Source organism: Paenibacillus sp. alder61 (assembly GCF_020179875.1).
Classification (GTDB): Bacteria; Bacillota; Bacilli; order Paenibacillales; family Paenibacillaceae; genus Fontibacillus; species Fontibacillus faecis.
In genome coordinates this window covers 28,967-42,658 of sequence record NZ_JAIUDG010000014.1, presented here as the reverse complement: position 1 = coordinate 42,658, position 13,692 = coordinate 28,967, and the positions used below count along the sequence as shown (strand labels likewise).

At 52.5% G+C, this 13,692-nt stretch carries 13 protein-coding genes; 10 read left to right on the top strand and 3 right to left on the bottom strand.

The annotated features are described in order from the left end of the window. Nucleotides 1-81 precede the first annotated feature (81 nt). Nucleotides 82-279, top strand: coding sequence for a hypothetical protein (locus tag LBW89_RS15895; protein ID WP_225039528.1), 198 nt, complete (start codon nt 82-84; stop codon nt 277-279). A gap of 695 nt (nt 280-974) precedes the next feature. After that, nucleotides 975-2,600 (top strand): ABC-F family ATP-binding cassette domain-containing protein, encoded by a 1,626-nt coding sequence (locus LBW89_RS15890; protein ID WP_225039527.1) that lies wholly within the window; start codon nt 975-977, stop codon nt 2,598-2,600. A 117-nt stretch (nt 2,601-2,717) separates the two neighbouring features. Here the strand turns inward: LBW89_RS15890 and LBW89_RS15885 are convergent, their stop codons facing one another. After that, a complete protein-coding gene (locus LBW89_RS15885; RefSeq protein WP_148457857.1) occupies nt 2,718-2,906 on the bottom strand; it encodes a hypothetical protein in 189 nt (62 codons plus the stop codon). 202 nt (nt 2,907-3,108) lie between these two features. Here LBW89_RS15885 and LBW89_RS15880 point away from each other — a divergent pair, with 202 nt between their 5' ends. Continuing rightward, on the top strand, nt 3,109-4,002 hold the full coding sequence (locus tag LBW89_RS15880) for a cation diffusion facilitator family transporter (RefSeq protein WP_211373376.1): 894 nt from the start codon (nt 3,109-3,111) through the stop codon (nt 4,000-4,002). A 217-nt stretch (nt 4,003-4,219) separates the two neighbouring features. Then, on the top strand, nt 4,220-5,266 hold the full coding sequence (locus LBW89_RS15875; protein WP_148457856.1) for a C40 family peptidase: 1,047 nt from the start codon (nt 4,220-4,222) through the stop codon (nt 5,264-5,266). Nucleotides 5,267-5,380: 114 nt separating this feature from the next. On the opposite strand, the gene LBW89_RS15870 is transcribed toward LBW89_RS15875, so the two are convergent. Continuing rightward, nucleotides 5,381-5,794 (bottom strand): hypothetical protein, encoded by a 414-nt coding sequence (locus LBW89_RS15870; RefSeq protein ID WP_148457855.1) that lies wholly within the window; start codon nt 5,792-5,794, stop codon nt 5,381-5,383. A gap of 138 nt (nt 5,795-5,932) precedes the next feature. Here LBW89_RS15870 and LBW89_RS15865 point away from each other — a divergent pair, with 138 nt between their 5' ends. Continuing rightward, complete coding sequence (locus LBW89_RS15865; RefSeq protein WP_148457854.1) at nt 5,933-6,508, top strand: hypothetical protein; 576 nt, start codon at nt 5,933-5,935, stop codon at nt 6,506-6,508. Between the two features lie 94 nt (nt 6,509-6,602). On the opposite strand, the gene LBW89_RS15860 is transcribed toward LBW89_RS15865, so the two are convergent. Next, nucleotides 6,603-6,767 (bottom strand): DUF1328 domain-containing protein, encoded by a 165-nt coding sequence (locus tag LBW89_RS15860; protein ID WP_148457987.1) that lies wholly within the window; start codon nt 6,765-6,767, stop codon nt 6,603-6,605. Nucleotides 6,768-7,023: 256 nt separating this feature from the next. On the opposite strand from LBW89_RS15860, the gene LBW89_RS15855 reads away from it, so the two are divergent. From LBW89_RS15855 to LBW89_RS15835, 5 genes are all read left to right on the top strand, one after another. Beyond that, on the top strand, nt 7,024-7,530 hold the full coding sequence (locus LBW89_RS15855) for a DUF948 domain-containing protein (protein ID WP_148457853.1): 507 nt from the start codon (nt 7,024-7,026) through the stop codon (nt 7,528-7,530). 100 nt (nt 7,531-7,630) lie between these two features. Then, on the top strand, nt 7,631-8,173 hold the full coding sequence (locus LBW89_RS15850; RefSeq protein WP_148457852.1) for a hypothetical protein: 543 nt from the start codon (nt 7,631-7,633) through the stop codon (nt 8,171-8,173). 99 nt (nt 8,174-8,272) lie between these two features. Then, nucleotides 8,273-8,617, top strand: coding sequence for a general stress protein (locus tag LBW89_RS15845; RefSeq protein ID WP_148457851.1), 345 nt, complete (start codon nt 8,273-8,275; stop codon nt 8,615-8,617). Nucleotides 8,618-8,810: 193 nt separating this feature from the next. Continuing rightward, entirely contained in the window at nt 8,811-9,980 is a 1,170-nt protein-coding gene (locus LBW89_RS15840; protein ID WP_148457850.1) for a PP2C family protein-serine/threonine phosphatase, read from the top strand. Further along, on the top strand, nt 9,977-13,639 hold the full coding sequence (locus LBW89_RS15835; RefSeq protein ID WP_148457849.1) for a response regulator: 3,663 nt from the start codon (nt 9,977-9,979) through the stop codon (nt 13,637-13,639). The genes LBW89_RS15840 and LBW89_RS15835 overlap by 4 nt, the downstream gene beginning before the upstream one ends. Nucleotides 13,640-13,692 lie beyond the last annotated feature (53 nt).

Genomic DNA, 13,692 nt, shown 5'->3' with positions numbered 1-13,692 from the left:
AGCCCGGCTTGAGGCCGGGCCAGGCGGAGCAGGCGGGGGAGCGGGAACGACGGCGGAGCTCGGCAGTCGGGGGCGAGGCGTGTGACGGCGGAGGCCCGGGCAGGCAGGTCAGCGCAAGGCGGGGGAGGGCCGGTGCCCGGCGGAAGGCCGGTCAGCGTAGAGCAAGCGGGCTGTGACGGCGGAGCCCGGGGGAAGCGCAGGCTGGGCAGAGCAGGCGTGAGCGAGCATGACGGCGGAGCTGGGAATGGGGCAAGGGAGCGCTGGGCAGGCGAGGCTTGATGGGCCCGTGCCAAGGGCAGGCCGAGGCCGTCCATAGGTGGGGCCGCTGTGTTCCGCCCCGCGCTGGCCGGCCGGTGCTGTTTAGCGGGAGCTTCCGCCGGAATAGCGGCCGAAAAGGCCGTTATTCCGGCCCAATTCGGCTCCGGAGGAAAAATAGCGGTCAAAAAAGGCCCTATTGTCTTGGCGGAGGCGCCGAAATCAGGTTTTGCCCCGTTTTTTCTCAAAATAAGGGCTCAAAACACCGCTATTTCGTCTTGTCTAGCCAAATTCGACAAAATAGCACCCCAAAAGGCCCTTAACCACTCACCTGCCGACTTCAAGGGAGAGTGTATTGCAGGCCTCGCGACCGTTTTGTCGAAGCTGATGGAAGGTGCGCCCGCGCTTCTACTTCTACTCCTCCGTACAATCACCTCTCAGGCCGTTTGAACCCCTTAGATCGCCGCAAAACAACCGGCTCCTACAAACCAACCCCTTCATCTTCCAGTTTTTCCAGGCCCGAAGATTAAATTAATGTGTCCCGGCTGACCCGATGTCCAGATAACCGGATAACCGGTGATACCGGATTCGAAGATTTCCGAGATTCGCTTCTTTTTCATTTTTCAGCTTCTTCATGATCAATGAATGGGCTTCGGGGAGGATCTATGCTATAATATTGACCCAGTAGTGGACAATGGATAAAGGATGGGATTATTTAAATGATCAGTACAAATGGTGTAACGCTCCGATATGGAAAACGGGCACTTTTCGAAGATGTAAATATAAAGTTTACGCCGGGCAACTGTTACGGGTTGATCGGAGCCAACGGAGCGGGGAAATCGACCTTTCTGAAAATTTTGGCGGGGGAGATCGAGCCGAACCAGGGCGAAGTCAGCATGACGCCGGGGGAACGCCTGGCCGTTCTGAAGCAGAACCATTACGAGTATGACGAGTACCCTGTACTGGAGACGGTAATTATGGGGCACGCGCGCCTCTATTCGATTATGAAAGAGAAGGACGCGCTCTATGCCAAGGCCGATTTCTCCGAAGAGGACGGGATGCGCGCGGGTGAGCTGGAAGGCGAATTCGCGGAGCTGAACGGCTGGGATGCGGAGCCTGACGCGGCCGCGTTGTTGATCGGTCTCGGCAGTCCGCGCGATCTGCACGACAAGAAAATGAAGGAGCTCAGCGGCAACGAGAAGGTCCGCGTCCTCCTGGCGCAAGCGCTGTTCGGACGTCCGAACAACCTGCTGCTGGACGAACCTACGAACCACTTGGACCTGGAATCGATCCAATGGCTCGAGAACTTCCTTATGGACTATGAAGGCACCGTCATCGTCGTATCTCACGACCGCCACTTCCTGAACAAGGTATGTACGCATATCGCGGATATCGACTTCGGCAAAATCCAGATGTACGTCGGCAACTATGATTTCTGGTACGAGTCCAGCCAATTGGCGCTGCAAATGCAGCGGGATGCCAACAAGAAGAAGGAAGAGAAGATCAAGGAACTCCAAGCCTTCATCCAGCGCTTTTCCGCTAATGCCTCCAAATCCAAACAGGCGACTTCCCGGAAGAAGCAGCTCGACAAAATTACGCTCGACGATATCCGTCCGTCCAACCGGAAATATCCGTTCCTGCACTTTAAAGCGGAACGCGAAGCCGGCAAGCAGCTGCTGACGGTGGACGGTCTGACCAAGAGCCTGGAAGGCGAGAAGGTGCTCGACAATGTGAGCTTCGTCGTCAACAAGGGCGACAAGATCGCTTTCGTCGGTCCGAATTCGCTGCCCAAGACGACTTTCTTCCAAATCGTGATGGGCGAGCTGGAAGCCGATGCCGGTGAATACAGCTGGGGCGTAACGACATCGCAAGCGTATTTCCCGAAAGACAACTCGAAATACTTCGACGGGGTGGACCTCAATTTGGTCGATTGGCTCCGTCAGTACTCCAATGACCAGGACGAAACCTTCCTGCGCGGTTTCCTTGGCCGGATGCTGTTCTCCGGCGAGGAGGCGCTGAAGAAGGCCAGCGTGTTGTCCGGGGGCGAGAAGGTTCGCTGTATGCTGGCTAAAATGATGCTGAACGGCGCCAACGTGCTGCTGTTCGACGAACCGACCAACCACTTGGATCTCGAGTCCATTACGGCACTGAACAACGGGCTGATCGATTTCGACGGGACGATTCTGTTTACCTCCCATGACCATCAGTTCATTCAAACGATCGCCAACCGGATTATTGAAATCACGCCTAACGGTATTATTGACCGTGTTATGACTTATGATGAATATCTGGAGAGCGAAGAAATTCAAAACTTGCGCAAGACGATGTATCCGGAAGAGGCGTAACATCAACCGGACCGCAATTCACAATTAATACCGAATACCGTACCGAAGGATACGCAACAAAACAAGCCGCAGCTGTTTACGACAGCTGCGGCTTGTTTTTGCGGCCGGGCAAGGGCTCTAGGAGCCTCCGGTCCGACGGCGCTGATTATTCGGCTTTTTGTTGTTTTGGCTTTTCAACGTTTTGGTCTGCTGATTTCCCATCATCCCCGGTTTGTTGGCGTTTTGCTGCTGCTGTTTCTTCTGCTGCAGCTTCTGGCGCATCGCTTCGGCCAGATCGATTTTCCGGGGCTCTTTGTTTTCCGTCATCACAATCATCTCCTCAAAATAGAAGGGGGCTGCCCTTATTTTAAACGTTTTTAAATAAGCGTACAACGGGAATAATGAGCCTTGACCACTTTTGCCGGGGGCAACACTGTTTCTCTGGACTTACACGGATTTCATTTGCTACGATGATGTAACGACTTTGATAACTTAGGTCTTGATGTTCCGGTCTGGAGGTGCGGAGAACTTGGATATTTACGAAGATATACGAAAAGGGGAACGGGGAGCTTGGGTCAGTATCGCCGCTTACTTGCTGCTGTCGGCATTCAAGCTGATCAGCGGTTACATATTCGCCTCCAGCGCGCTGCTGGCGGACGGCTTTAATAATTTGACGGATATCGTAGCCTCTGTCGCGGTGCTGATCGGACTGCGTATTTCGCAGAAGCCGCCGGATTCCGATCATGCTTACGGCCATTTCCGCGCGGAAACGATCGCCGCTCTGGTTGCGTCGTTTATTATGGCTATGGTGGGCATCCAGGTCATTATCACGGCGGTGCGCGGCCTGATTGAGGGGAGGCATGCCGAGCCGGATATTTTGTCCGCCGGAGTAGCTTTGATCTGTGCGGTGGCGATGGGCGGCGTGTATTTGTATAACCGCAAATTGGCCAAGCAGATCAATAACCAGGCTCTGATGGCGGCGGCCAAGGATAATCTTTCGGACGCCCTGGTGAGCATCGGGGCCGCGGTCGGGATTGTGGGAGCCCAGTTCGGCATCCCCTGGCTGGACGGCGTTGCCGCGGTAGCGGTAGGGATTTTGATATGCAAAACGGCATGGGAAATATTCCGTGAATCGACCCACAGTCTTACGGACGGGTTCGACGAGCGGGAACTCAGCGATTTAAGGGGGACCATCGCCCGGATTCCGGGAGTGGAGGGCATTAAGGATTTAAAAGCCCGCGTACACGGAAATCATGTGCTCGTTGACGTCGTAATCGAAGTCAATCCGCAATTGTCGGTCATTGAAGGGCATCATATCAGTGATTTAGTGGAGGAGCGGATGCGGAAAATCAAAAATGTGATGCATGTCCATGTCCACGTTGAACCGAAATCGGCGGAATCGCGAAAAGAGAAGAGTCAGTAAGGCGAAAGACCGGGCCCGGTTTCCTGTATAGGAAATCGGGCCCTTTTTATTTGCCTCCCAGCTAGTCTAATAGGAGTACAACGCCATCGAAATGTGTGTGAATCGACGGATTCAGACAAAGTTCGACATGGTCTATAATGGGAACAAGTCCAAAGAAAGGAGGAACGATACAGAATCCGCCTATAGACATCAAGAATATCCTCAGGAGGCATAAATTATGAAACGAAGCATAGCGGTAATCGCGATGAGCGTTGTAATGCTAACTACTTTTACGTCCATGCAGCAAGATGTATCAGCGGCAAATTCTTCGGTTGTGACTCGAGGCCACATCGAGAACGGAGTGAATTTGCGCGACAAACCCTCGCTTTCGGGCCGGGTGATCGGATTATTGAAAAAAGGTTCGGATGTTACCGTGTTGGAACGGAGCAACGACTATTTTTATAAGGTGCAGAGCGGCGATGGCTCGATCGGCTATGTGAGTGCGTCGGATAAATATATCAGCGTTGGGGAAACGGCTGCAACGCCGACGCCAAGTCCGCAAGGGGCTTCCGCCGTCGTCAAATACGGCGTGAATTTCCGGGACGAGCCGTCCGCATCCGGACGAGTGCTCGGTATGCTGCGGAAAGGGAGCGCGGTTACGGTACTGGAGCGCAGCAATAATTATTTCTATAAAGTACTTACCGAAAGCGGGCAAATCGGCTATGTGAGTACGTCCGACAAATACTTGGAAATCGGAGGCACGGTTCCCGGGCCGACGCCTACCGTGCCGGTTCCTAGCGTGCCTACGCCGTCCCCTGCTCCCGCTCCGGGGGCTCCATCCATCAGCGAGCGAATCGAATCGGTCATCCGGACGGGGCAAAAGTATCTGGGGACCCCGTATGAGTTCGGTTCGGACCGCAGCACGACAACGAGCTTTGATTGCTCGGATTTTGTGCGCCAAGCGTACCGTGAAGCGCTCGACATCGTTCTTCCCGCGGATTCCCGCAAACAGGGGCAATGGGTCCGGGACAACGGCACCGCGGTTTACGATATCGGAAGCCTGAAGCGAGGCGATCTGGTCTTCTTTATGGAGTATCGCGGCTCCTCCCCATCGGCCTATCAAGGGGTGGACGTCAACAATGAGCGGATTACGCATGTGTCCATCTATCTGGGCGACGGTCAATTGCTTCATACCTATTCGGCCAAATCGGGCGGCGTGCGTGTGGACAAGTTTGATGGATCTTGGAAACACCGCTTCTTATATGGCGGGAGTGTGTTGAAATAATCTTTAAGTCATCATAATCGCAGTGAAAAAAATCGCTCCGCAAGAACAGGGGATCCCGTGTCTGCGGAGCGATTTCGCGTTAGGAGGATGACTTTCACGTCATCCTCTTATAAATTAATAGGTAGGAGTGTAGCCCGGGAGATAAATCCAGGCTTTTCCGAGCCAGGTATATATTTCAACCCAGTTGTTGACAATTTGGCCCGTCGGACTGACTTTTTGGGGCGCCAGGGCGCTCAGTGCCTTGCCGCCCGGAGTTTCATAGAAATACGTAATCTTGGTAAGCGTAACCGGTTTTGGCGCAAGAATGAGTTCATCCGGAGAGACGATCGGCTCGTCCAAATCCAAGTAAGTGATGTCCGTTACGCTGGACCCCTGCGAAGAAGAAGTTCCGGTTACTTCGACGGTTTGTCCCACGACGGTTGGAACCTCGTTCGTTTCTGTAGTCGTCGTGGCCGGGTCTGCCGACACGCTCGTCGCCAAAGCGGCGGTGAGGAGCATGGAAGCGGATAGTGCTGCTATTTTTTTCATGAATCTATTCCTCCTTAAACAGTATAAAATATATATTCTAATAGTTCATATAAACAGCCAAGCAACCTAAGAATCATTTTTTTGTTAAATTCTTTTACAGTTATTTCCGGGCATTTTTGGGAAATGAAAGGAGGCAGCATGAGGAAAAGGAGACTTTTTATCGGGTTTATCCTTTTGGCGGTCGTGTCGATCGTCATTGGTCTGATTTTGTATATCCGTCCAACGGATCAACTGGACCTGCGGTATTCCGAGATTTCATGGAAGGACAAGCTCTTTGCGATGGCGGAGACCCGGCGGGCGGAATTGACGCTATCCGAGCGGGAATTGAACCAACTGGCCAAAAAAGCGCTGACGGATTATCTGGAGAAGAATGACCTCCCGGTAACCGTGACCGGGGCGGAGTTTCAGTTGAATGGAGACCGGCTGGAGGCCCGTATCCATGTTTCTTGGGGGGGCCTAGAGGCGGGCTTCCGTGCCGGATACCGGATGGAATATTCCGCCGGACAGTTGACACTGACTCCCGAATTTCTGCGGGCACGTCGTTTGGAACTTTCCCCGGGAACTTTTGGCTTGAAGCCGATCACCGTTCAGCTTGATGCCGCTCTTCCGGACGTAGTAAAGATTAAGGCGGTCGATTTTCAGGAGCATTCGCTAAAAATGCGCTTTGCTTTGGATTGGATCGAGTTGGCCGGATATTTGGAAACATGGCTGTAAGACAAAATTAGAAAAAGCGCGAGAGCAAGGTCTCAACCTTGGCATCTCGCGCTTTTTCTAATTTTGACAGGGAAGGAGCCTTAAATCGTTTTCTCTACAAAGAACGGCTTCTTCCTGCAAACAGAGAAATCACAAATAAGACAAGAAAAATGAAGAATAGCACTTTGGCGATGGAGGCCGCTGCCGCGACGATATTAAAGAATCCGAATATTCCGGCAATCAAGGCAATGACCAAAAAAATCATAGACCATTTCAGCATGCGAATCATCTTCCTTTCATCATAAATTGTTGTATAGTGGTACTTAGGAAGCAGTTTTTGCCAACCGGTCGGCTTTCCCTCTAGGAGGGTCATCCGGGAGAACCGGTTGCTTGTAGCTTTCATTAACCCGGGGATTTTGGTCTGAAACAAGCCCGTAAACAGGCAGTTTTTGGCTGTTTGACGCTTTGTTTCGGGACTAAGGGCTTAGGGTAACTATGGTGTATCGAAGCATCCTTACAGAAAGAGAGGGAACGGTATGATTTGGGAACTGAGCGTTGCGCTGATTGCCGTAGCATTTACGGTACTTGTCATCTTTTTGATCAAAACGTTGAAAGCGGCGGAGAAATCGCTCGACAAAACGACGCAAACCTTGCAGGAAGTTCAAAAGACAATTGACGAGCTTAGTTATGAAGTAAAGCATGTGGTGCGGCATGCCAACGATTTGACCGGGGATTTGCAGCATAAGATGGAGCAGATCGATCCGGTGCTCGAATCGGTGAAAAACGTGGGTGAAGTATTGAACGAGGTTACCCTGGCCGCGAAGCAGGTCTCCACGGCGTTTATCGATCGAATTAAAAGCCAGCCCAAACGGTCCAAGGCTGCCAATGTTTCTTCAAACAAGGTGGTAGCTCAGACGCCGGCCGAAGTGCAGAACTATGATCCGGCGTATCAGGCGCCGCACCCGAAAGACGCGCACAAATCGCCGGGCTGGATGAAATGGGTGGATGTGGCCGCAGGGTTGTGGCAGAAATACCGTTCCTGATTCCGGGCGGTACATAGGTTATCTTTTAAGGGATAGCTGAACAGGTTTGCGGATAGGGCCCTATGCCGGACAACGGAAACAATCAGAAAGGGTGAGGAACATGTTGAACGCGCTGTTGCTGCTGGTCGGACTACTTTCTCCCTTTGCCGGTTTTTCGGCGTCGTCTGCCATGGGGCCGCCCCCCGCGGAGCCTGTCGCTGAATTGGCCCTGCTGCAAGCTCCGCTTTCTTCCCTTGCGCGGGGAACGATGACCGCGGAGCGGCTTGAACACTTCGATTCGATGGGCGGTGTCTCTTTATCCGATGATGTTCAGCTGATTTTGTCGAAAAAAGGGGAACCGGAACGAATCGAGGAAGATGATTTTACGGGGTTTACGGAACTTCATTACGGCAACTTGGCGATAGGTCTCTACGAAGATCTTGTTTACTACGTACACACGGGGCCGTCTCCAAAAAACATCACATTGAACGGCAAGGTCATACCTTTGCAAAAGCCTTGGTTGGAGCGTTATCTCGGCAAGCCGGACTTTGTGGCCGAGGACGGGGACGTCTACATCCGGGGACACGCCGCTTTGAAACTTTATAAGGATGCGGACACCGGCAAAATCACCGGGGCGGATTTATTTGACGATACCGTATCGTAAAATCTTGGCTTCAAGCTGTTTCATTTAAGAGCTAACAGGGTAATTAAACCTAGATTTTTGGAATGTATTGAATAGACTGCTTGGAAGGGAGCGGGTATCATGAGCACGATCGACAACAAAGCTTATGCCAAAATCGTAGAGAATGGTGTACAGGCTGTAGAGACGGTTCAAGAACTTCACTCCGCCGGATATGCAGCTGAACATATTTATGTGCTGGCCCATGACCAGGATCGGAGCGATCGGATCGCCGAGGCGGCCGATGCCGGCCACATCGGACTGAAGGAAGAGGGCGTGTTTACCGCGATCGCCAATCTGTTCCGGTCGCGCGGCGACGAGCTCCGCGCCAAAATCATCTCTCTGGGATTTACCGAATCGGAAGCGAGATTTTACGAGAAGGAACTGGATCTGGGCAGAGTGTTGGTCATCGCGAAGAGAACGGCCTGAGTTAAATATTTCAGGTTTCCAAACTTATAGATAAGGAATGGGCGGGTAGTCCCCATTCCTTATCTATGTTTTTGGAGTTTTGTGCAAATCTTGTCTATGTAGGTAGAATTTTGTCATATTATGACAATTCCCCGTGGAAACATGATATTCTGAGAACAGATTTAGATCTTTTCAGATGGCTAAGGAGAGATTTATGAGAATTTTAATCGTGGACGATAATCCGACAAATATCATTATTATAAGAGAGATTTTGAAGAAAGAAGATTATAGAGACACGGTGGCCGTTTCTTCGGCCCTGGAAATGTTTCAAAGGCTGGGGATTGAGACACCCGGCGCTCCGATGGGGAGTGGCTATTCCGATATCGATCTGATTTTGCTGGATATGATGATGCCCGAGATGGACGGCATCGAAGCCTGCCGGCTACTGCAGCAGTACGAGAACCTCAAGGACATTCCGATCATTATGGTCACGGCGGTCGGTGATTCCAAGAAGCTCGCTGAAGCCCTTGATGCCGGAGCCGTCGATTACGTTACCAAACCGATCAACAAGGTGGAATTGATGGCCCGAATCCGTCTGGCTTTACGATTGAAGCACGAGAAGGACTGGCACAAGGAGCGGGACCAGCGGATTCAGGAGGAACTGAAGCTGGCGGCATTGATTCAAAATGCCGTATTAAGCTCGCCTATCCGGGATCCTCACTTTGAGATCGACGCGCTCTACAAACCTTCCTTTGAACTGGCAGGTGATCTGTATTCCTGGTATCCGCTCGGAGACGGGAGATACGGGATCATTTTGCTGGATATGATGGGCCACGGTATATCCTCGTCGCTGTTCTGCATGTTTATCGCCTCGGTCCTAAAGGACACCGTCAGCACCTATGTCGAACCCGAAAAAGTCATTCAGGAACTGAACCGCAGATTCAATATGCTCTATATAGACAGCCAGCTTGTACAGTACTATTTCACGGCGATCTACCTCGTGGTCGATACGAAGCATAAGAAGATCGATTATGTGAACGCGGGGCATCCTCCGGCCTTGTTCTATCAAGAAGGCAAGGAAGTCGCCAAGCTGAATGCGGTTTGTCCGCCGGTAGGGCTGTTCGACAAAATCGAGGCGGCGCCGCAGACGGTTTTTTATGAGGGTGAAGGCCATGTGGTGCTTTATACCGACGGGTTGATCGAATGCGTGGACGGTACGCAGGAGGAGCAATTGGATTGGCTGGAGCGCCAAGTGCGGGTCTCGCACGACTTTAATAAGGAAGAGATGGAGAGACTGCTGTTTCATGAAGATCCCCCCCAGGACCGGGAAGATGACAAGTGCCTGGTGTGGATCACATTAAAAGGAGGAGAAGGCAAGGCATGAAAATCCGCAGCAAGCTGGTCATCGGCTTCAGTTCGCTCTTAATCATCATGCTGATTTTGACGTTCACCGGTTATGACCGTTTAAGGTATATGAATGATGAATTGGACAACATTTATAGCGACAAATATTTCGTGATACAGAACACATCGGGGATGCGGGGCGAATACAACGATATCGCGCGCATTTTAACGAATATGCTGCAAAGGCAAGATAAGGACTATACGGCTGTTGAGCAGAAAAAATTGGAAACCAAGACTCAAAAAGCGGCCGATTACTATGAACAGGTCAAATTGAAAGCCCGATCCGCCGATGAGCAGCAGGTCATTGGAACGATCGACAATGCCTTGGACGCCTTCGAGGACTATAAAAACCATGTGCTGGCCCTGCTGAATCGCGGAGATTACGAGGCGGCGAATAATTACCGGTTGTCCACCGGCCAAGAGGTTCAGGATCATTTGCTGAACACCTTGAACGAGTATCGTGATTACTACAACGCGCAAATTCAAGAGGCCATCAAGGAAACGCAGGCGGAATACGAACGTTCGATCCGGCTGACCATTTCCACGATGGCGGTTGGGCTTCTGGTAGGGCTCGGGATCGTCCTATGGATTCTACCGAGCATTGCCCGCGGTTTAAATGCGGTCAATCAAATGATGTACCATTTCGGCAAGGGAGAATTGGACGCCATTCAACAAGTGGCTATTCCCACTAAGGACGAAATCGGGGAAGTCGCCCGAATTTTTCAGGAGATGTCGGAAGATTTGCAGGAGAAGCAGCAGGCGGAGGAAAAGTTCCTTCAGTTGCAGAAGGACCAATCCTGGGTCAATTCGAACCTTGCCCGGATTACGGATCTGCTGCATGGCATCAATTCATTGGAGCAGATCGCACAAATGTTCATCAGCGAGTTTACGCCGGTGGTCGGCGCCCGTTACGGAGCGATGTATATCCGTTACGAGGATAAGAACCCCGATCAGCTCTACTTGGCCGGAACCTATGCCGGCGGTCGGGACTTGAATACTCCCGAGGCCTTCCGGGTTGGAGAAGGGCTGATTGGACAAGCGGCGCTCGACAGGAAGCCGATTTCGCTGCAGGAGACGCCGGACGGTTATGTTTCCGTCCGTTCCGCGTTGGGCGAGTCGCAGCCGAACCACATTTATATCCATCCCGTCATGTTTGAAGACGAATTGATGGGGGTTGTCGAGTTCGCCTCCTTCGAGCCGTTTTCCCCGGTTCAGGAGCAGTTGATGTCCGGGTTGGCCTCCAACCTGGGGATCATTCTGAACAATATCAACCGCCGCCTGCGGGTCGAAGAACTGCTTCGGGAGTCTCAAGCCTTGACGGAGGAGCTTCAGGTTCAATCGGAAGAGCTGCAGACCCAGCAGGAGGAACTGCGCAGATCCAACGAAAGTATGGAGAAGCAGACGCAGGCGCTGAAGCGTTCCGAAGAACTGCTGCAGCGGCAGCAGGAAGAACTGGAGCACTTCAACACCGAGTTGATAGCCAAGACCCGGGCCTTGGAGGAACAAGTGCAGGAGGTCAAGGAGAAGAACGACGAAATCGAACAGACGAAGCTGGAATTGGAGCGTCATGCGGCTCAGCTGGCGCAAACCAGCAAGTACAAGTCGGAGTTCCTGGCCAATATGTCCCACGAGCTGCGGACCCCGTTAAACAGCCTGCTGATTCTGTCCCAGCTCTTATATGAAAATAAGGAGCGCAACCTGACCGAGAAGCAGATCGAGTACGCGCATACGATTCATATGTCCGGCGCGGATCTGCTCAAAATGATCGATGAGATCCTCGATTTGTCGAAAGTGGACGCCGGCAAGATGGAGATCAACCGGGAATCGGTCCGACTCGACGACTTGACGCGCTTCGTGGAACAAAACTTTGGTCCGGTCGCGCAGAAGAGCGGAATCGTGCTGAACATCGAGGCGGATGCTTCCGTTCCGGCCGAAATTCATACGGACGGGCACCGGATCAAGCAGATCCTGCGGAATCTGATGTCCAACGCTTTCAAGTTTACGAGCCAAGGGGAAATTTCGCTCCGTATCGGTACCGCGGAGCCGGAAAACTTGCCGGAGGGTCTGGATCCTTCCCGTCAGTATCTGGAAATGGCGGTGACGGATACGGGGATCGGTATTCCGGCAGACAAGATGGAGATTATATTCGAAGCGTTCCAGCAAGTGGACGGTACGACCAGCCGAAAGTACGGCGGTACCGGCCTCGGCCTGTCGATCAGCCAGGGGCTGTCGAAGCTGTTGGGCGGCCTGATCACGGTGCGGTCCGCAGAGGGCGAAGGCAGCACCTTTACATTGTATCTGCCGAAGGAGGCGCCGAACCGGCTGTTTGTGGCCGAGCAGGAAGCGGCCGTTTCGAATGCCGTCGTCGCCCCTTACTACAGCCAGAGCACTTACGTCCGTCCGGTTGAGCAGACGGCGGCCGCGGCGGAACCGGTCGAGGACGACCGTGAATTGCTCGCCAGCGGCGACAAAATCATGCTCATCATTGAGGACGATATTCAATTCGCCAAGATTCTGCTCGATATGTCCCGGAGCCACGGTTATAAAACCCTGATTGCCGTCCAAGGGGATGTCGGACTGCAAATGGCGAGGGAGTATTTGCCGGATGCCATTATCCTCGATATCCAACTGCCGGTGATGGACGGCTGGTCCATCCTGAACGAATTGAAGAGCCACGCCGAAACCCGGCATATTCCGGTGCATGTCATTTCGGTCGTTGACGATGCGAAGCAGGGGCTTATGATGGGGGCGATCGCTTACCTGCGCAAACCGTCCTCGCGCGAGCATCTGGAGCGGGCCTTCTCGCATATCGAATCTTTTACCGAAAAGAGTCTCAAACATCTGCTGATCGTCGAGGACGACGATGTGCAGCGACATTCGATCATCGAGCTCATCGGCCATGACGATGTCATGATCACGGCGGTTTCCACCGGTGGAGAGGCCTTGCGGGAGCTTCGCGAGCAGCATTACGACTGCATGGTGCTGGATTTGATGCTGAGCGATATCACGGGCTTCGATCTGCTGGACCAAATTCGCGACGATGAGGAATTGAACGATTTGCCGATCATCATCTACACCGGCAAAGACCTGAACAAGCAGGAAGAACTGCGGCTCCGCAAATATGCCGAGTCGATCATCATCAAAGATGTGAAATCGCCCGAACGCCTGTTGGATGAAACCACGCTGTTTCTCCATCGCGTCGAAGCGGAGCTGCCGGAGGACAAGCGCCGGATTTTGCAGAAGCTTCACAACAAGGAAGAATTGTTCGAAGGCAAAAAGATTCTGCTTGTCGACGATGATGTGCGCAACGTGTTCGCCCTGTCCAGCGTTCTCGAAGGTTACCGCATGAATGTGGTTTATGCCGAGAATGGCCGGGAAGCGATCGAGACCCTTCAAGAGCAGAGGGATTTCGATCTGGTATTGATGGACATGATGATGCCGGAAATGGACGGTTATGAGGCGATGCGCGAAATTCGGAAGATGCCGCAGTTCGCCAAACTGCCGATCATCGCGCTTACGGCCAAAGCGATGAAGGACGATCGGGGGAAATGCATCGAGGCGGGCGCTTCGGATTATGTGAAAAAACCGATTCAGACGGATCAATTGCTTTCGCTAATGCGGGTATGGTTGTATTCGTAACCTTGAGGAAAGGTTAAATATACGGTAAGCGGATCTTTTCCCGTTCAGGGAGG

Bases quoted from the DNA above. Each gene is read 5' to 3' on its own strand.
- LBW89_RS15845 (WP_148457851.1), top strand. From the start codon at position 8,273: ATGAGCACGATCGACAACAAAGCTTATGCCAAAATCGTAGAGAATGGT.
- LBW89_RS15875 (WP_148457856.1), top strand. From the start codon at position 4,220: ATGAAACGAAGCATAGCGGTAATCGCGATGAGCGTTGTAATGCTAACT.
- LBW89_RS15885 (WP_148457857.1), bottom strand. From the start codon at position 2,906: ATGACGGAAAACAAAGAGCCCCGGAAAATCGATCTGGCCGAAGCGATG.
- LBW89_RS15840 (WP_148457850.1), top strand. From the start codon at position 8,811: ATGAGAATTTTAATCGTGGACGATAATCCGACAAATATCATTATTATA.
- LBW89_RS15870 (WP_148457855.1), bottom strand. From the start codon at position 5,794: ATGAAAAAAATAGCAGCACTATCCGCTTCCATGCTCCTCACCGCCGCT.
- LBW89_RS15890 (WP_225039527.1), top strand. From the start codon at position 975: ATGATCAGTACAAATGGTGTAACGCTCCGATATGGAAAACGGGCACTT.
- LBW89_RS15860 (WP_148457987.1), bottom strand. From the start codon at position 6,767: ATGCTGAAATGGTCTATGATTTTTTTGGTCATTGCCTTGATTGCCGGA.
- LBW89_RS15865 (WP_148457854.1), top strand. From the start codon at position 5,933: ATGAGGAAAAGGAGACTTTTTATCGGGTTTATCCTTTTGGCGGTCGTG.
- LBW89_RS15835 (WP_148457849.1), top strand. From the start codon at position 9,977: ATGAAAATCCGCAGCAAGCTGGTCATCGGCTTCAGTTCGCTCTTAATC.
- LBW89_RS15850 (WP_148457852.1), top strand. From the start codon at position 7,631: ATGTTGAACGCGCTGTTGCTGCTGGTCGGACTACTTTCTCCCTTTGCC.
- LBW89_RS15855 (WP_148457853.1), top strand. From the start codon at position 7,024: ATGATTTGGGAACTGAGCGTTGCGCTGATTGCCGTAGCATTTACGGTA.